The organism is Paenibacillus sp. BR1-192, from assembly GCF_029542445.1.
Classification (GTDB): Bacteria; Bacillota; Bacilli; order Paenibacillales; family Paenibacillaceae; genus Paenibacillus_AQ; species Paenibacillus_AQ lautus_A.
Window position 1 is genome coordinate 3,131,463 of sequence record NZ_CP120718.1, and the last position, 18,864, is coordinate 3,150,326.

Here is an 18,864-nt window from a genome sequence, read left to right on the forward strand (position 1 = left end):
GGAGAGAGTAGCGTTGCAAACGTACCCGAGCAAAGAGGCTTTCATCGCTGAAATTCGACGAACGTATAAGCTGTTTGACCAAGAATTTGATGATGTCCCGGAGGATAAAAAGAATCATCGAATTGGCGAAGTCGACAGAACGCCGCAAGAAATGATCGCCTATCAGCTTGGTTGGCTGTCTCTCGTCATGAGCTGGGAGCGGGATGAACGAGCCGGCATCGAAGTTACGACGCCGGCCCCTGACTATAAATGGAATCAATTGGGGGCGCTGTATCAGCGTTTCTACCAAGCGTATGACGGCTATTCTTTGGAAGAATTGCGTAGCATGCTGAAGCAGAGGACGGATGAATGGTGCGAATGGATCAACCGGTTGACCGAGGAAGAGTTGTTTCGTCCGGGCGTTCGAAAATGGACGGTAACCAGCGCCAACTGGCCGATGTGGAAATGGCTGCACATCAATTCCGTCGCCCCTTTCAAAAGCTTCAGAACCAAGATCAGAAAGTGGAAAAAGTTCGTCGCGTAACGCTTTACCGCTTCAAGGGCAAAACGAACGATCCGAGGTTTACCTCGGATCGTTTTTTTGGTTGGATTAGAGCTGAATGGGAAGGCGGGTTCCTTTTTTACCGACTAAAGGCTGCAAAAGTCAAAATAATGCACATCAAGGCAAAAATCGGCTCTACTAGAACCGGGCGACTCTCCTTATCATGAATCGTAATCAGGATCGATTTGAAGGGAGCAAGGTGTTATGTGGAGCAATGCGATTCAAGATGCCGTAGAGAAAATCCGGAAGAACATGGATGCCTTCGGGGCAAGATTTCCCCACGTCAGCAGGGACGGAGCTTATTTGCTGAATGACAATGACGACTGGACGAACGGCTTCTGGAGCGGCCTGCTCTGGCTGTGTTATGAATACACAGGCGACGAGGCCTTTAGATTGGGAGCAAAACGAACAGTGGAAGATTTTCGCCGCCGCTTTGCAGAAAAGAAGGTGCTTGATCATCACGATATCGGGTTCCTTTATTCCTTGTCCTCGAAAGCGGAATGGATCGTCGAGAAGGACGAGAGTGCCCGCCAGTTGACGCTTCAGGCTGCGGATCTGCTGCTGAAACGCTGGCGTCCAAGCGGAGGATATATTCAAGCGTGGGGTCCGGAAGGAGACGAACAGGAAGGCGGCCGCATCATTATCGATTGTTTGATGAATCTGCCGCTGCTGTTCTGGGCGGGACAGCAAACCGGAAAGTCCCAATATCGGGAAATTGCAATCATGCAGGCGGAGAAGACAAGGCGCTATCTCGTACGGGGAGACGACAGCTCATACCATACCTTTTTCTTCGATCCCCATACGGGGGAGCCGATCGGCGGTGCCACGCATCAAGGCTATACGAACGGTTCGACCTGGACGCGGGGACAAGCATGGGGGGTATATGGCTTCGCGCTGGCTTATCGATACACCGGAAATCATGCATACCTGGATACTTCCAAACGAATGGCCAGATACTTCCTAGAGCATTTACCGGAGGATCATGTCGCCCTTTGGGACTTTAACGCTCCCGTAACCGCAGAGACTTACCGCGACAGCTCAGCTTCCGCCATCGTGGCAGCGGGCTTGCTGGAACTGATTGGACATTTGGAGGAGGGGGATCCAGAAAGAGCCGGATTTGAACAAGGATTGAAGGATTCTATGACCTCTCTGGTCCGCCACTATTCCACGATCGGCCAAGAAGCGGAGGGTCTGCTGCAGCATGGCTCTTATCATGTGCGGGGTGGCTTGTCCCCGGATGATTTCATGATCTGGGGAGATTATTTTTATCTGGAAGCTTTAATTCGGCTGGAGACCGGCAGCAAGGGGTACTGGTATGAACGCTGATGCCATGGAAGCTTCGGCGAATGCTGTTTTGGAGATTTTGAACCTGAAGGATCCCGCTATGGGTTCGATGCAGGATGCAGACGATCAAGGTCATCGGCACGATTTACTGTGTAAACTGCATCAATACTTCACCTGCCGGAGGACACCCGGATGGTGGATGAGCGGCGAGGATAAGCAGTATATCACCGATTACGTGAAGCAATATTGCGCAGATGGACTGGAAACCGTGATGAAGACGGCGGAAGAAGTGGTACAGCAGACGTTCCTGTTCCGTTTTCCGTGGGATATGGAACGGAGCCAAATTCCCGTTACATTTGAGGGAAGTGTGAATTGGTCCCATATTCCCGATCAAGACGCGGAGTGGGCTTACATGCTGAATCGCCACCGCTATTGGGTGGCGTTGGGACAAGCGTATGCAATGACGGGCGACGAGAAGTATGCGGAAGCGTTTTGCCGCCAGCTCGAAGACTGGATCGATCGGAATCCTGTCCCCGAAGAGCCGACGACGGATACGCTGACATGGCGACCAATCGAAGCCGGTCTGCGCAGCGCGAACTGGATCAAGGCACTTCGATACATGATCGGCAGTCCATCCCTGACTCCGCTGCTGCTCGGTAAAGCCCTGATTTCGCTTCACGAGCACGGGGAGTATCTGGCTGCTTCCTTCACCAGCTGGAAGCATATCAGCATCTTCACGAGCACGGGGAGTATCTGGCTGCTTCCTTCACCAGCTGGAAGCATATCAGCAACTGGGGTGTTCTGGAAACGTGCGGTTTATACCATATCGCACTGTACTTCCCCGAGTTTAAGAGTTCGGCACGATGGCGGGAACTAGGGGAAGAGAGACTGAATGAGACGGCCCGGCTTCAGATCATGGTAGACGGCATTCACTGGGAGCAGTCGCCAACGTACCATCATGAGGTGCTGGCTTGTTATCTGGACTGCGTTCACCTCGCCAATCTCAACGGGTTGGAGCTTGACGGCCTATTCCGGCATAAGGTACGCGAGATGGCCGAAGCCTCCCTGTACTGGGCAAAGCCGAACCACAAGCAGCCGATGCTGGGAGACAGCGACGACAGCGATATCCGTTCCATTCTGACCTACGCCGCGTGGTTATTTGAGGATCCCGTTTTGCGCTTTGGCGGATATGCTCTGCCGGATTACGATCATGCCTGGCTGTTCGGCATGGCGGGCATCCGGGATTACGAAGCGATGGTGCCCGCGGAGCCGCCGTCCCTAAGCCGAGCTTTTCCCCATTCCGGCCATTATACGATGCGAACGGGCTGGGGCGAAGATGCGTTGTACCTTTATTTTCACTGCGGTCCGCTCGGGGGTGGCCATGGTCACGCCGATATGCTGCACATGGATCTCCATGCGTACGGCCGGGATCTGCTCACCGATCTCGGAAGGTACAACTATAGCGACCTTACACCGCTGAGAAAAGCTTTAAAGGAGAGTTCAGCCCATAATACTACGGTCGTCGACGGGATCGGGTTTACCGGGGTCAAGGATACCTGGTCTTTCGACCGGATTGCCGGGCCACTGGGCTGCAGATGGATCAGCAAGCCGGAGTTCGATTATGTCGAAGGGGCGCATGACGGCTATCTCTATGGGAGTGATCCGTTGTATCCGCGCAGAAGGATCATCTTTATCAAGCCTTATTTTTGGCTGCTGATCGACAGCTTGGCTTGCCTTGAGCAGCATACCTTTACTCAGCATTTTCATTTTCCGCACCCGCCAGGAGAAGTCCGGATGGAAGGGGAGTCTTTGATTTGCCGCACAACCACCCTTGGGGAGGCGAATCTGTCCATTATCCCCGTAACTGCAGACGGCCTGCGTGGGGAAGTCGGCGAAGGCATGATTTCCCGCGAATATAACCTGCTGGAACCGAATGCGAATGCGGCTTACTCCCGAACCGGGAAAGGATGCATCAGCATCATGCAGGTGCTGTATCCTCATCGTGCAGGCGATACGGCCTTGCCGCGAGTCCGTAATGTGCCTGTTTATCGCCATACGGGCGAACGGGTTCATGACGGGCAAGCGGAAGCATGCGGGATTCAGCTGCCGGGTATGGATGAAGAGTTTATTCTCGTTGTTAGTCACCGTGCGCCGTCCGGTCATTATGACTCTTATGTGGTGGAGGGCATGCAGATCTTCGGGGAGGTTGTTCTGATGACCCTTCAAGGCAGAAATAAGCAAGCAACTGTCATCATTTAATGAATGCCGCCGGCACAAAGGACTGATAGAATAAAGAGGACTAGAGCATAAGAGAGGCGCAGAGAAAAATGTTCAAATTCACCTTCTACAAACGCATTCAGCTGTCTTTCCTTTTGCTGATCTTTATTCCGCTGATCGCGGTTTCTATCATTTCATTTGTTCTGATCCGAAATACGATGGTAGAGAAGCTGCAGCTCAGCAACGAGAATGTCCTGAACGTCATGACCGACGAGCTGAGCAAGACGATTGACGATGTCACGTTTGCCTCCCATTTTATCGTGAACGATACGAACGTTCGCAATATCCTGAAGTCATTTGCAGACACCAAACGGCTGGCTACTTATCAGGATTACGTGCATTTCAGACAGATACAGGACGTGTTCTCCCTGATAAATTCGAAGCCGCTGAATAATAACGTCCGCATGTACCTGGTCAACCGTCAGCACTTCGTCATCTCTTCCGGCACGGAGGATTTGACCGCAATCAACGGAAGCCTCGACAAGCTGATGGAGCGCGTCGATCTCAGTAAACCTGAAACCCTGCAATGGCTTGGGATGGCCGGCGGCGACTCGGCAGGAAACGGAAAAAGCTATTATATAGCCAGGGTGATCTATGACAGCCGCGAGAAGAGGCAAGTGTCCGTATTGCTCAGCGCCATTTCCGATACGTACTTCAACAAGCTGCTGGGTACGATCGACTTTGGCAAGGTGGCGCTCTTTGACGCTAACGGGGAATACATCGCAGGCCATACCGGGCTGATTCCGCATCATACGGAAACCAAGGGCAGCGTCCGAACGGACAGAACCATATTGAAATCGAACTGGAAGCTGGCTTACGAGGCATCGGAGAAAGAGTGGTCGGGGCAGATCTCCCGGACTTTTTATACCGGTCTTGCCGGTGTTCTTCTGCTGTTCCTGGTGTTCTCCGGGATGTCCATCCTGATGGCCAAGAGGCTCCACAGTCCGATTCACAAGCTGCAGCGCGTGGTACGCCAGTTCGGGATGGGAAACCTGGATGTCAGACTGGAGGTCAAGGGCAAAGATGATATCGCCGAATTGGGGCAGACGCTGAATACGATGCTCGATCAATTGCAGCGGTTGATTCACGATATCGAACAGGAGCAGGAACAGAAGCGGGTGATGGAGCTCGAAGCCTTGTTTATGCAAATCCGCCCCCATTTTTTGATCAACACGCTGAATTCGATCAAATGCAGCCTGATCTTGACGAAGGATACGCTTCACAGCGGCATTATCGATTCCCTGATGAGTTTGCTCCGGGCTTATCTCAAGGTTAATGAGCCGGCCACTTTACGCGAGGAATGCAAGCTGCTGGGCCATTATGTCGACATTATGAAAATCCGCAACGAAATCCCGCTTCGTTTAGAGGTCGACCTGGAACCGGAAACCGAGGGACTTATTTTGCCGAAACTCATTTTGCAGCCTATCGTTGAGAATGCCATCGTCCACGGACTTGTCGACCATCAGACTCCACGCATTGAGATCCATTCCCGAAGCAGCCTGGACGGAATCAGGATTGAGATTACAAACAACGGTACAGGGGCCGAGGAAGAACTGCTCCAATGCCTTAACCGCAGGCTGGGGAAACCAAGCGAAGAGCAGGACGGAGCCTACGAGAGAGTCGGTCTGATGAACGTGGTCCAAAGACTCCGATTGACCTTCGGACCGGAAGCGAGTTTGACGCTCGCCAACCTTCCGCATGGCGGAATGTCAGTTACGTTGTACTTGCCCTTAAGTCATCATCATGGGTTTTTGCCGGAGGGAGAGGAAGAATGATGTATAGAGTAATGCTTATCGACGATGACGTTCCCATGCTCAAGGTATTGCAGCAGATGATTGACTGGGAAGCAAACAATCTGCAGATTGCCGGCAGTACGTATTCCAGCGCGAAAGCGCTGCTTATGTTTGAGGAAGTGAGGCCGGACATCGTCATTACGGATATCGGGCTGCCGCAAAAAAACGGCATGGAGCTGGCAGAACATTTTATTCGCATGAAGCCGGAAGTTCGGATTATCTTCCTGACCTGCCATGAAGATTTTCATTATGCCCAGCAAGCCGTAAAACTGCAAGCAGACGACTATTTGATCAAAGATCAGCTGACGGCCGAGCAGCTGGAAGAGAGCCTTGGCAAATCCATGCACTTATTAAAAACGCGGGCCGGTCTGATTCATCGCGAGGCGGCGAGTTACAACAGCCAGCTCTTTCGGCAGGATTTGCTGCAAAGGGTAATCAACGGCTCGCCTTCCGAGTCCACTTTGGCTTATGCGGGACAGATCGGCATCTCCTGGACGTATCCGTGGTTTATGCTGGGACTGGTCAGCATTCGGCTCTCCAGCTTTGACCAGCGTTTCAGAAAAACGGAGCTGCCGCTGATTTTATACGCAGTCTATAATATAGCGATGGAATTGTCGGAATCGTTTGAAGGCATTACGCCGTTCATGGAACAGGGGAACCTTGTGATTCTGCATAACTTCAGGGTGAATCTCGCACAGAATGCCAGTTTGCATCTGCACAATTATTTGCAGCAGCTGCGATATCAATGCGTCCACTTTCTCAAAATTCAACCGAACGTTATCGCGGTCACGGACAAAATGGAATTAAGCTCGATCGGCTCCATCTATCAGGAAATTGTGCACGGCAGGTGCGAATTTTACGAAAATACCGATTATACGATAACCGAGGTTTCTCAAATCCGATCAAGGTGGTTCCAATCCGCGCCACAAGGGTTTCTTGACGGCTACGCATCCGAGCTGGAACGAAATCTCATCAAGCAGGATCTAGACGGTATACGTTGCACGCTTCAGAAGATCGCCGGTACAGCAAAAGAACTGACTATTGATCCAGGAGACTTTGCCAGGGATTTGTCTTCCATGCTTCGCGGCATCGAATTGATGATGTCCAGTCTCAAATTCGATGAGGATCTATTCGCCTATCTTGCTGCAGTCCGCACCTTGGATGATATGATGGAACTGGTGGAGAGAAAGCTGACCCAAATGACGGGAACCCGGCAATCGGGGGCGGGAAACCACGCTCATGAGCCGAAGCTGCAGGTGATCCAGCAGTATATCGATCAGCATCTTGACGATAACATCACGTCGATCGACATGGCACGCTATCTGTTTTTGAATCCAAGCTATTTTTCGCGATATTTCAAACGAATGACGGGGCTGACCTTCACGGATTACGTGCATCAGTACAAAATGAAGATGGCCACCAAAATGCTCAGAATGTCCGGACAAAATCTGGAGACGTTGGCCATGGGTTTAGGTTATTCGGACAGGACGTATTTTTCAAAAGTGTTTAAAAAATACGTGGGAACCACGCCGAGCGAATACAAAGCGAAGTACACCGCGCGTAAATAAGAGGACCGATAGCATTCTATTACTTATACAGAGCATGCCGCCCGGCAAGGGCGGCTTTTTAAAGTTTTCAGCAAAGCGCAACGAAACATAGGCTCCACTTTGTGGGGCATTTTGTTTTGGGGTCCCCGCAAAGTATTCGGAATAAGCATCGAAGCTTAGGCACCACTTTGTGGGGCTTTCTGTACTGGGGTCCCCGCAAAGTATTCGGAATAAGCACCGAAGTTTAGGCTCCACTTTGTGGGGCTTTCTGTACTGGGGTCCCCGCAAAGTATTCGGAATATAAGCATCGAAGCATAGGCTCCACTTTGTGGGGCTTTCTGTACTGGGGTCCCCGCAAAGTATTCGGAATAAGCATCGAAGCATAGGCACCACTTTGTGGGGCTATTATAGGTCAAAATCTTGCACATGGCTGGTCATAATCCCTCCTTCTTGACGATGGCGGATGTATTACTATAATGACAACTTACTAATTGTCGAGGTGATGCTGCATGGAGGCTGTACAACAACCAGTGCCGAAGAGCCGGCGGAAGTTTTGGACTCCCAAGCGGAAAGAGGCTTTGATCGGGTGGCTGTTTCTGGCCCCGGAAATCGTCGGGATGCTGCTACTAAACGTGTTTGCTCTTGGATTTTCTTTGTATTTGAGTTTATCCGATTGGGATATGCTGTCGGGTGTCCAGGGGATCGAGTTTACCGGATTTGATAACTACATCAAGATGTTCCATGATCCGACCATTATTCAAGCGATAAAAAACAATTTGATCTATATGGTTCTTACGGTGCCGATCCCGATTGCCATCGCTCTTGTGCTTTCGGTTTTGATTCATAACAGCGTGTTCTTCAAGAGTTACTTTAAAGTCGCGTTTTTCATTCCTTATATCTCTTCGATTATCGCAGTTGCTGCGGTATGGAGCGCATTATTCCACCCATCGCTGGGTCCTATCAACCAGTTTCTGATGGATCTCGGGATCAGCAATCCGCCGAAATGGCTGGTCGATCCGAAAACGTCGCTCTTAGCGATTTCGATTATCAGTTCCTGGGCGGGCTTGGGCTACACGATCATTATCTATATGGCCGGGCTTACGAACATTTCGAATGAAATTTATGAAGCGGCGGATATTGACGGTGCCAGTGCAATTAAAAAGTTTTTTGCGATTACGGTTCCGATGCTCCGTCCGACAACCTTCTTCCTGTTAATTACGATGTTGATCGGCTCGTTTAAAGTGTTTGACATCATCGCCTTTTTAACGGAAGGCGGCCCGAACAATTCTTCTACCGTGCTTGTATTCCGCATCTATGAGGAAGGCTTTCAATATTACAATATGGGATACGCTTCGGCCATTTCCTGGCTGCTGTTCGCGATTATCGGCCTGATTACCGCGCTCACCTGGAAAATGAGAAATGAAGAATAAGGAGGGAGAGGAATGTACATGCAGCTGCTTCGAAAAAACGCGTCCAAAGTGGTAGTCACCTTTATCATGGGGGCATTGTCCATTGTGTTTCTCGTTCCGCTCATCTGGATGATTTCCGCGGCTTTTAAATATGAGAAGGATGTTATGCGATTCCCGATTCAATGGATACCGGAAAAGGTGAATCTGGCGTACAATTTCAAGATGGTCTGGATGGGAAGAGTTCCCTTCTATGATTTCTATTTCAATTCTTTTAAAATAGCGATTATTACGACCCTAATCACCCTGATTATCTCATCCATGGCAGGTTATGCGCTGACGAAGATACGATTCAAGGGACGGAATCTTGTTTTTATGGCCTTGCTCTCGTTCATGATCATTCCGGATCAGGCGACGCTCATTCCGCGGTTTCTGCTCATTCGCTGGTTTGGACTCTACAATACGCATGAGGCCATCATCTTCATGAGCATGTTCTCGATTTACTTTACGTTCCTGCTGCGTCAATTTATGAACGGGATCAGCGATGAATACTTGGAAGCGGCGAGAATTGACGGAGCGGGTCATCTGCGGACATTTGCTTCCATTATGGTTCCGCTGTGCAAGCCTGTGCTGGCTACGGTGGCGATTATTAAATTCATATGGACCTGGAACGATTACCAGAATCCGCTCATCTTCTTGCTGGACAAGGACTTATACACGATTCCGCTGGGGATGACGCTGTTCCGTGATGACTACACCAACAACTATGCCATTATGATGATGGCGTCAGTCTCGGCAATCATTCCGCTGGTCATTGTGTTCATCGCATTGCAAAAGCAGGTTATAAACGGCATTGCTTTGGGCGGGGTAAAAGGTTGATAAGAAGTCTATAGTCAAAATTCAGAAGTTCGGAAAGTCAAAAATGTAATCCTAGAACCTCAAAATTGTGCACTTGATCGGCCATGCTGGTGCCTATAATGAACATGAAAACAGCACCACAACTAATTTATCTGTGCAGGGGGAAGTAAGATGAAGAAAAAAAGCAAACACAGATTATCCGTCATTCTTAGCACGATCCTGGCGAGCACCCTGGTATTAAGCGGCTGCGGGAAATCCGGGTCGGAAACGAGTGCCGGTGGCAACGGAGGAAGCGGTCAGACGGACAAGCAGGTTACCGTCAAGTATTACAACTGGGATAATGAAGCTCAACAGGCGGGTACGGACGCCATGCTCCAGGAATTTATGGATCAGAATCCGAATATCAAGGTCGAGCATGTGGTTCTGGTTCCCGGCGATTCCGTGGAAATGTTGAAAAAGTTGGATTTCCTGATCTCATCCGGTGAAGCGATCGATGTTATTCAGTTCCCAAGCTTGGGCGGAGTTCTCGAACGGGCCTCACGTGGAGCCCTTGCTCCCCTGAACGAGTTCTATGAGCAGGAAAGTCTCGTTCCGGAAGACGAATACTTTGTCAATGCCAAGCTAGAGGACAAGTATTATGGCATGCAGTACACCAAGAGCACAAACTATGTGATGCTCAACAAGGATGCCCTGGATGAAGCGGGACTTGAGGTTCCGAAATTCGGCTGGACGTGGGATGATTACCGCGACTATTCCAAAAAGCTGACCAAGGGCGAAGGCGTTGACAAGCGTTACGGTTCTTACTTCCATACATGGGAGCTTTATATGAACGCTCCGGCGCAAACCATGATGAAGGATCCGTTCGTATATGAGGACGGAACGACCATTCTGGCAGATCCGACCTACAAATACTTCTTCCAGCTCCGCAAAGATATGGAGGAGACGGATAAGTCGGCCAAACCTTACAGTGACGTGCTTGCCGCGAAGCTGAACTACCGTACTGAATTTTTCAATGAAGAAGCTGCTATGATTCTTACAGGTAACTTTACGGTAGCGGATCCGGGCAATACCGAGCAATATCCGCATGATTTCAAAACAGCTTTCGCTCCTGTACCTGTGCCTCCTGCGGGATCGGAACCTAAAGAGTATGAAGGAAAATACTTCACCAGCGGCAATATGCTGGCGCTGGGTGCCAATTCCACCAACAAGGAAGCATCCTTCAAGCTTATGAGATTCATGACAACAGCCGATTCGGACAGCAGACTCGAGTTCTCTGGCTACAAGAAAGCGAATAACGAAGAATTGTTGACAAAGCTGGTTGCCGGTAAAGAGGATAAGTACGATATGGAGTCGTTGAAATATACGCTGTTTAGCGAAGAAATCCAGTATCTGGATGCAGCCAAAGTCATGATGACGGATACATCGGAATTGACCAAGATCATTAATGACGGCTTTGCGAAATTCATGCTCAGCAACGAGCCGATTGATGAGGTTCAACAATGGATGGTCGATGAAGCCACCAAAATCATTAACGAAAAAGGCGTTGTCAAGTAACGGGGCAATGTACGAGGTATGAGAATCCTGGTAGGAAACGGGTTTCGGGGGGCCATTTAACGGGCTTTCCCAAAGCCCTTTTTTTACGACTGGTGAGAGTTGGAGGGGAAGTTATGTCCATATCAAGAAAGCTTAAGGACCAGCTTGTTGTTCCTTCGCTGGAGCAGCTAGCCTGGCAGGACCTGGAGCTCGGGATGTTCTGTCATTTCGGTATCAATACGTTCTGCAACCAGGAATGGGGGGAAGGCAAGGATGCTCCGTCTTTGTTTAATCCGGACCGACTGGATGCCAAACAGTGGGTCCGATCCGCGAAGGAAGCCGGATTCCGTTATTTCATATTGACGGCCAAGCACCATGACGGCTTTTGCCTGTGGCCGACAGCGACGACGGACTACTCCGTAGCCTCGAGTCCGTGGAGGGAAGGTCGGGGCGATGTCGTTAAAGAATGCGCGGATGCATGCCGGGAAGAGGGCATCGGCTTCGGTATTTATGTATCCCCTTGGGACAGGCACGAGCCGAGTTATGGCGACCCGCAACAGTATGATGACTTTTACTGCAGACAATTGGAAGAATTGTTATCAGGCTATGGCCCGTTAGTGGAAATTTGGTTTGACGGCGCGGGGTCGGAAGGCCGCGAATATGACTGGCCTCGAATCATGGAACTGGTCAAACGATATCAGCCCCGTGCCATGGTCTTTAACATGGGGGCTCCTACGATTCGTTGGGTCGGCAATGAGGATGGGGTGGCGCCGTATCCTTGCTGGAACACGGCCGATTCATCGCGGGGCAGCATGTTCAGTGAGGAATCGTTGAAATGGCTGCCCGAGACGCCGGGCTGGGTGCCCGCGGAATGCGATGTTCCGATTCGAAAAGACCGCTGGTTCTGGCATCCGGACGAAGAACACTTGCTGTTGTCCGTGGATCAGTTAATGGATATCTACTATCGATCGGTTGGACATGGGGCAACCCTGCTGCTCAATGTCGCTCCGGACCATAGAGGGCTGTTTCCGGAAGCCGATGTAAAACGGCTTCAGGCATTTGGCAGAGAGATTGAGCGTCGGTTTGGTCATGCCCTGGCTGAAAGCTCGGGATCGGGCGAGGTCGTTGAATTGTCTCTTCCTAGCGCATGCGTGATCGATCATGTCGTTGTTATGGAGGACATTGCTTACGGGGAACGGGTAAGCCAATATGTGCTGGAGGCCTTCATCGATGGAGAGTGGCTTGAGCTTACACGCGGCAGCGCGATCGGACACAAGAAAATTGATGCCTTCGCTCCGGTATCTGCCTTGAAGGTGCGTTTACGGGTACTGAAATCGGCGGCAAGCCCGAGAATCAAAAACATCGCGGTTTATTATTGCGGGCAATAAGCCTTGGATTTTTACATGAGGTGGAGGAATGCTGAATGGGAATGCTGACATGGGAGAACGGACAATACTTGTTGGACGGACAGCCGTACCGGATCATATCGGGAGCGATTCACTATTTTCGTGTCGTCCCTGAATATTGGGAGGACAGGCTATTAAAATTAAAGGCCTGCGGCTTTAATACCGTTGAAACTTATATCGCATGGAATGTGCACGAACCCCGGGAGGGGGAATATAACTTTAGCGGTATGGCGGACGTCGCATCGTTTATCGAATTGGCCGGGAAACTGGGCCTGCACGTCATCGTCAGACCCAGCCCGTTCATCTGTGCGGAATGGGAATTTGGTGGGTTGCCGGGCTGGCTGCTTGGTTATGGAGAGATGCGGCTTCGCTGCAGCGACCCGCTCTATTTGAGCAAGGTGGATCATTATTACGATGAGCTGATCCCCCAATTGGTTCCGCTGCTATCCACGCACGGGGGGCCGATTCTGGCTGTTCAGGTTGAAAATGAATACGGCAGTTACGGCAACGATCACGCTTATCTGGAGTATTTGCGCGAAGGACTGGTGCGGCGCGGCGTCGATGTGCTTCTTTTTACTTCCGACGGGCCAACCGACGAAATGCTGCTCGGCGGGACGCTTAGCGATGTGCACGCAACTGTGAATTTTGGTTCCCGGGTTGAAGAATCCTTCCGCAAATACCGGGAATATCGTACGGAAGAGCCGCTGATGGTGATGGAGTTTTGGAACGGCTGGTTTGATCACTGGATGGAGGACCATCACGTGCGGGATTCCGCGGATGTCGCCGGCGTACTGGATGAAATGCTGGAGAAGGGCTCCTCGATGAATATGTACATGTTCCATGGGGGAACCAATTTCGGCTTTTACAGTGGAGCGAATCACATCCAGGCCTATGAGCCTACGACGACAAGCTACGATTATGATGCCCCTTTGACGGAATGGGGGGATAAAACGGAGAAATACGAGGCGGTCCGGAGGGTGCTCAGCAAGCATGGGTTTGCGCCGGGTTGTGCCTTCCCTGAGCCCGTTCCAAAAGCAGCCTACGGTAAGGTTGCGCTGTCTGAAACGGCCGGCCTGTTTACGGAATCCAATCTCCAGCATTTATCAGAGCCGATAAAAAGCGTAAGCATTCAGCCGATGGAAAAATGCGGACAGTCCTATGGTTTTATCATGTACAGCACATTTATCCAGGGACCGCGGCACGGACAGCAGCTGCATATTCAGGAGGTTCGTGATCGCGCCCAGGTATTCCTGGACGGTCGTCCGCTTGGGGTCGTCGAACGCTGGAATTCAAGGCCGCTGGATATTACCGTACCCGCAGACGGAGCGAGGCTGGATATTCTCGTCGAGAATATGGGCCGGATCAATTATGGGCCGCTGATTCGCGATCCCAAGGGAATCACGGAAGGCGTGAGAATCGATAACCAGTTCTTGTACGACTGGACGATCCGGACCCTGCCGCTCGAGCCGGAGAAACTGTCATCGCTCTCGTATACGCCGGTTACGCAGGAAGGGCAGGCGCGGCAAGAAGAACCGTCCCTTCCGGAGTGGGGCGACGCGGGTCTGCCAGGGTTTTACCGTGGATGCTTCGAGGTGGAGGAGATCGGAGATACGTTTCTTCGCTTTGATGGCTGGACGAAGGGCGTCGCCTGGATCAATGGCTTTAATCTCGGCCGGTACTGGAAGGCGGGACCGCAGAAGGCATTATATATTCCCGGACCTTTACTGCGCAAAGGGGAAAACGAGCTGGTTCTTTTTGAACTGCACGGCAGTCCCGAATGCTGCGAAGCAGAACTGTCATATCAACCGGACCTTGGACAGACCGCTGCAGTGGACGAAGCTGTGCTTAATTTCGTTCAGGACGGAGAAGACAAGTAGCTCACAGCGACAGGATAATTTTCAGTTCATCGTGTTTAAAAAAGCGCGGCCAGAGAGAATCTCTGGCCGCGCTTTTTTTGTTAGATGTGCCCTGGAAGAGGAGGCCAATGTCAGAAATGTATACCTCGTTTATGTCAAAATGCTTAAAAAGCATAATATATCCAACTCCGGGAACAGTAGAGGAAAAGATAACTGAAGGTAACTTGAATTCCTTGTAGGGAAAGCTGGCCGTGCAGGCACGAGGAGTCGTTTCCATGATGATGAAGAATTTAACGCCGGGCGAAGCCCCGCAAGAAAATTTGCCGGCATCCCTGACGCTATTTATTGACGATATGAAGAACCGCTTCGGACAAAGCGGAGACATTATTTACCGCGAGCTTCAACTAGGCGCCATACCCTCGGTCATGGTCTATATTGAGGGGATGGGAGATCCCCGATATCTAATCGAAGCGATTCATGCCGATATGCCGCTGTTCATGAATCTCCCCGACCAGCGTCCGGAAGAACGCATGAAAATGCTGCAGGAACTGACGATCACGATGGGAAAAGTAGGAGAAGCCCGGACCTTTCAAGAGGTTGAAAAGAAATTGCTCTCCGGCAATACGATCATTTTCATGGATGGAACCGCCACCTCCCTGTATGTGGGAACGGAAACGCTGAAACAGCGTGGAGTGGAGGAAGCCAGCTCGCAATCCGTGGTAAGAGGTCCGAGGGAAGGCTTTACCGAGTCGCTTCGAGAGAATACGGCTTTGGTCCGGCGGAGAATTCAAAGCCCTAAACTGCGCTTGGAAGAGAGAACGGTGGGCGAGCACACAAATACGCAGCTGGCCGTGATGTACATGGAAGGATTATGCGATGTCGATGTACTGAACGAGCTGCGCAGAAGACTGGATGGAATCAAGCTGGACAGCGTCCTGGAGAGCAATTATATCGAGGAGATGATTCAGGATCATCGCTACAGCCCTTTTCCTACGGTATATAATTCAGAACGGCCCGACGTCATTGCGTCTGCCATTTTGGAAGGGCGCATTGCTATTTTCTTAGAAGGAACGCCCTTTGTTCTGGTGGTTCCCGCCCTGTTCGTCCAGCTGTTTCAATCGAGCGAGGATTATTACCAGCGGTGGGATTTTGCCAGCTTGGTTCGACTGCTTCGATACTTATGCTTCGGAATAGCTCTCCTTACTCCCTCCCTGTATATTGCGATTACCACGTTCCATCAGGAAATGCTGCCGACCAACCTGTTGACCAGCTTAATCGGACAGCGGGAAGGGGTTCCCTTCCCTGCATTCATCGAAGCGCTGATCATGGAGATTACGTTCGAGATTCTGCGCGAGGCGGGCATTCGGCTGCCTAAATCGATCGGCCAATCCGTCTCCATCGTAGGTACGCTGGTCATCGGGCAAGCCGCCGTGGAAGCGGGTCTCGTATCGGCCGCGATGGTGATCGTTGTGTCCATGACGGCGATTGCGAATTTTGCCCTGCCGGCTTTCAATATCGGAATCTCGGTTCGGATCTTGCGATTCGGGCTCATGGGAATCGCTGCGTCATTCGGATTGTACGGGATGATCATCGGCATGATCATCATCGGCCTCCACCTATGCAGCCTCCAGTCCATGGGGGTTCCGTATATGACCTCATTCGCCCCCATAAGATGGCGGAGCCAGAAGGATGCCTTGTTGCGATTGTCCCGCCACAGCATGAAAAAATACTTGACCAAATCCAAGACATAAGCCGTCAAATAACGAGGACTTGCTTTCGAAGTCTCTATTTCATACAGAGGGGACTGGTTATCGTGTTGGAAAGAAAAATACTTTCAGTCCTGCTCATATTATGCTTGACCTTCACCCCTGGATGCTGGAGCAGAAAAGAACTGAATGAGCTGGCCGTCGTCATGGCGCTTGGCATCGACACCCATGAGAATGGGTATGCCATTTCTGCTCAGGTGCTTAACTCCGCCGAGGCCGGCTCCAAAAAAGGCGGATCGATGGGCAGTCTTCCGGCCGTAACCTATAAGTCCGTCGGCAAAACCATACCCGACGCCCTGCAGCGCATGTTGAGCATGGCCCCCCGGATGCCGTATCTGTCCCACGTTCGCGTGTTGGTATTCGGTGAAGATCTGGCCAGGTCAGGGGTCAGCGATGTCCTCGATTATATCTCCCGGAATCATCAGCTTCGAACGGACTTCTTTATGCTCGTCGCCAAGAATGGAAAAGCTGCGGAGATTCTGGAGGTCGTTACGCCATTCGAATATGTTCCGGCGAATTCGCTCTATTCCTCCATTCTGATCTCGGAAAAAAATGGGCGGCGACGGGGAAAGTCACTTTGCAGCAGTTCGTGACGGAGCTAAAGCGCAGCGGGTCAGACCCGGTATTATCCGGAGTCCAATTAAGCGGCAGTTTAGCTGAAGGCCAGTCCATGGAGAACGTGAAGCAAATCAATCCTTCCACGCTTCTTCAGCACACGGGGCTCGGCGTGTTCAAGGGGGACCGGTTGGTCGGATGGCTGGGGGAACCTCCCAGCAAAGCCGTCAATTATGTCCTGAATAGAGTCGACACCACGACGGGATTCATTGCATGTCCGGACGATGGTATTGTCGGATTCGCCGTGAACCGGGCGGACACAACGCTGGACGTTAAGCTCAATGCGGATGGAACCCCCGCTTTTTCCGCCGAATTGGAGATCGAGGCCGACGTGAATGCCGTTCAATGCGCGATTGATATCAGTCAACCTGCGGTCATCGACGAATTGGAGAAGGACATCGAGGATAAATATAATGCTAATATTCGGAAGCACATCGGGCTGGTCCAGCAGCGTTATGGAGCCGACGTTTTTGGATTCGGCGAGGTTCTGCACCGAAAATATCCGGACGTTTGGAAAAAATACCGGGATCATTGGGGCGAAAGCTTTAAAACGATGAGTATCCGGGTGGACACCGATGTAGCGGTCCGCCGGGTCGGATCCATCATACAACCCTTAAACCAAAAGGTGGATGAGCCGTGAATTGGCATTGGTTATTCATATTCTTTCTAGCCGTCGTCTTCGTTACGGAAACCCGTCATCTTCTGAAGCTGCGCTCCATCCGGGACATCATCGTATTCTATGCGGTATGGGGAGTAACCTTGCTGGCTTTGATCGGAGATATGATGGAGGTGCCTTATTTAAGGCCGCTGGACTGGATCGGCGCCTTGGTGCAGCCCCTGAGCGGATTGATCTCATAATGAGGAAGGGTTTGGTAATACGTGATCAAATACAAGGATATCGCACCGCGGCAATTTTATATACTGGCATTCGGTTTGACCATCGGTACCTCGATCCTGGTTACGCCTTCCGGATTAGCGCATACCGCCCGGGAAGATGCGTGGATGGCCTCTCTCTTCAGTTTGCTCATTAACCTCCTCATGGTCGTGCTGTATATAGCCATTGCGCGCCTCTATCCCGGCCAATCGATCTTCGAGATCCACGAAAAGGTGCTGGGAAAGCTGCTGGGCAAACTCTTCTCGCTGATCTATTTGTTTTATTTTTTGATTCTTACAGGTACTTTGCTTGGAAATCTGGGCTTTTTTCTGAGCAGTGAAATGATGCCGGAGACCCCGATCGAGGCCATTCAAATCTTGTTCTTAATAGCGGCCGTCATGTGCGCCAGAATGGGCATCATTCTGTTGGCCCGCGTCGGTGAATTGATGTTTCCGTGGATCGTATTTCTGTTTATGGTTCTTGTCCTCTCGCTTATGCCCCAGATCGATTGGAACCATATCAAGCCGATGCTGGAGGAAGGCTGGATGCCCGTGGCTAAGGCCGGTTTCCATTCTTCCATGTTCCAGGAGCTGATTGTGTTAATGGTATTCCTGCCCTTGGTCAAAGGAGAGAAGGAAGGGGAGAGGGCATTGATGCGGGGAGCCGCTTCAGGCGGGCTCGTCCTTAGCATTACCGTCCTGCTCAGCGTGCTAATTTTGGGGATTGAACAGACGGAGAACAGCACGTTTCCGGCATATGCTCTTGCGAAGACGATTAATTTAGGAAACTTCTTTCAACGTGTCGAAGGCATATTGATTACGCTGTGGATCCTGACTTTTTTTATCAAGATTTCTCTCCTGTATCTTTCGATTCTTCAAGGCATGAAAACCGTGTTCGGTCTGAAGGACCAGAATTCGTTAATCTATCCGTTGTCCGTGCTGTTTGTCATCGTGGCCTGGAATACATACATCAACACCGTTTATGTCGCCGATATCATTCAGAACGTATGGTCAAGCTATGCGCTCCTCCACTTGATCGTGATTCCCATCGTCCTCTATCTGGTCGGGATAACGCGAACGAAAATCCTCAGCTTGAAATGAAACCAGCA

At 51.0% G+C, this 18,864-nt stretch carries 16 protein-coding genes; all 16 read left to right on the forward strand.

Annotation, left to right across the window (positions count from 1 at the left end):
• Positions 1–13: 13 nt before the first annotated feature.
• A complete protein-coding gene (locus P0X86_RS14050; protein WP_192572192.1) occupies positions 14–523 on the forward strand; it encodes a ClbS/DfsB family four-helix bundle protein in 510 nt (169 codons plus the stop codon).
• A 222-nt stretch (positions 524–745) separates the two neighbouring features.
• Positions 746–1,867, forward strand: coding sequence for a glycoside hydrolase family 88 protein (locus P0X86_RS14055; protein WP_277748728.1), 1,122 nt, complete (start codon positions 746–748; stop codon positions 1,865–1,867).
• Positions 1,857–2,702 (forward strand): heparinase II/III family protein, encoded by an 846-nt coding sequence (locus P0X86_RS14060; protein WP_277748729.1) that lies wholly within the window; start codon positions 1,857–1,859, stop codon positions 2,700–2,702. Before P0X86_RS14055 ends, P0X86_RS14060 begins: the two co-directional genes overlap by 11 nt.
• A complete protein-coding gene (locus tag P0X86_RS14065; RefSeq protein ID WP_277749035.1) occupies positions 2,609–4,084 on the forward strand; it encodes an alginate lyase family protein in 1,476 nt (491 codons plus the stop codon). Before P0X86_RS14060 ends, P0X86_RS14065 begins: the two co-directional genes overlap by 94 nt.
• Before the next feature lie 68 nt (positions 4,085–4,152).
• On the forward strand, positions 4,153–5,877 hold the full coding sequence (locus P0X86_RS14070) for a cache domain-containing sensor histidine kinase (RefSeq protein WP_213578160.1): 1,725 nt from the start codon (positions 4,153–4,155) through the stop codon (positions 5,875–5,877).
• Positions 5,874–7,463, forward strand: coding sequence for a response regulator transcription factor (locus P0X86_RS14075; RefSeq protein WP_277748730.1), 1,590 nt, complete (start codon positions 5,874–5,876; stop codon positions 7,461–7,463). Before P0X86_RS14070 ends, P0X86_RS14075 begins: the two co-directional genes overlap by 4 nt.
• Before the next feature lie 488 nt (positions 7,464–7,951).
• A complete protein-coding gene (locus P0X86_RS14080; protein WP_009593494.1) occupies positions 7,952–8,872 on the forward strand; it encodes a carbohydrate ABC transporter permease in 921 nt (306 codons plus the stop codon).
• 18 nt (positions 8,873–8,890) lie between these two features.
• Complete coding sequence (locus tag P0X86_RS14085; RefSeq protein WP_036672869.1) at positions 8,891–9,727, forward strand: carbohydrate ABC transporter permease; 837 nt, start codon at positions 8,891–8,893, stop codon at positions 9,725–9,727.
• Between the two features lie 150 nt (positions 9,728–9,877).
• Positions 9,878–11,260, forward strand: a complete 1,383-nt coding sequence (locus tag P0X86_RS14090) for an ABC transporter substrate-binding protein (protein ID WP_277748731.1) — start codon at positions 9,878–9,880, stop codon at positions 11,258–11,260.
• Between the two features lie 113 nt (positions 11,261–11,373).
• Positions 11,374–12,627, forward strand: coding sequence for an alpha-L-fucosidase (locus tag P0X86_RS14095; RefSeq protein WP_213578169.1), 1,254 nt, complete (start codon positions 11,374–11,376; stop codon positions 12,625–12,627).
• Positions 12,628–12,662: 35 nt separating this feature from the next.
• Complete coding sequence (locus P0X86_RS14100) at positions 12,663–14,522, forward strand: glycoside hydrolase family 35 protein (RefSeq protein WP_277748732.1); 1,860 nt, start codon at positions 12,663–12,665, stop codon at positions 14,520–14,522.
• Positions 14,523–14,776: 254 nt separating this feature from the next.
• Entirely contained in the window at positions 14,777–16,252 is a 1,476-nt protein-coding gene (locus tag P0X86_RS14105) for a spore germination protein (protein ID WP_192572184.1), read from the forward strand.
• A 62-nt stretch (positions 16,253–16,314) separates the two neighbouring features.
• Positions 16,315–16,860 carry a Ger(x)C family spore germination protein gene (locus P0X86_RS14110; protein ID WP_277748733.1) on the forward strand — a complete coding sequence of 182 codons (546 nt, stop codon included), beginning with the start codon at positions 16,315–16,317 and terminating at the stop codon, positions 16,858–16,860.
• Positions 16,845–17,522, forward strand: coding sequence for a Ger(x)C family spore germination C-terminal domain-containing protein (locus P0X86_RS14115; protein WP_277748734.1), 678 nt, complete (start codon positions 16,845–16,847; stop codon positions 17,520–17,522). The genes P0X86_RS14110 and P0X86_RS14115 overlap by 16 nt, the downstream gene beginning before the upstream one ends.
• Positions 17,519–17,740 (forward strand): hypothetical protein, encoded by a 222-nt coding sequence (locus P0X86_RS14120; protein ID WP_192572182.1) that lies wholly within the window; start codon positions 17,519–17,521, stop codon positions 17,738–17,740. The genes P0X86_RS14115 and P0X86_RS14120 overlap by 4 nt, the downstream gene beginning before the upstream one ends.
• Before the next feature lie 21 nt (positions 17,741–17,761).
• A complete protein-coding gene (locus tag P0X86_RS14125; protein WP_015734917.1) occupies positions 17,762–18,856 on the forward strand; it encodes a GerAB/ArcD/ProY family transporter in 1,095 nt (364 codons plus the stop codon).
• Positions 18,857–18,864: the final 8 nt, after the last annotated feature.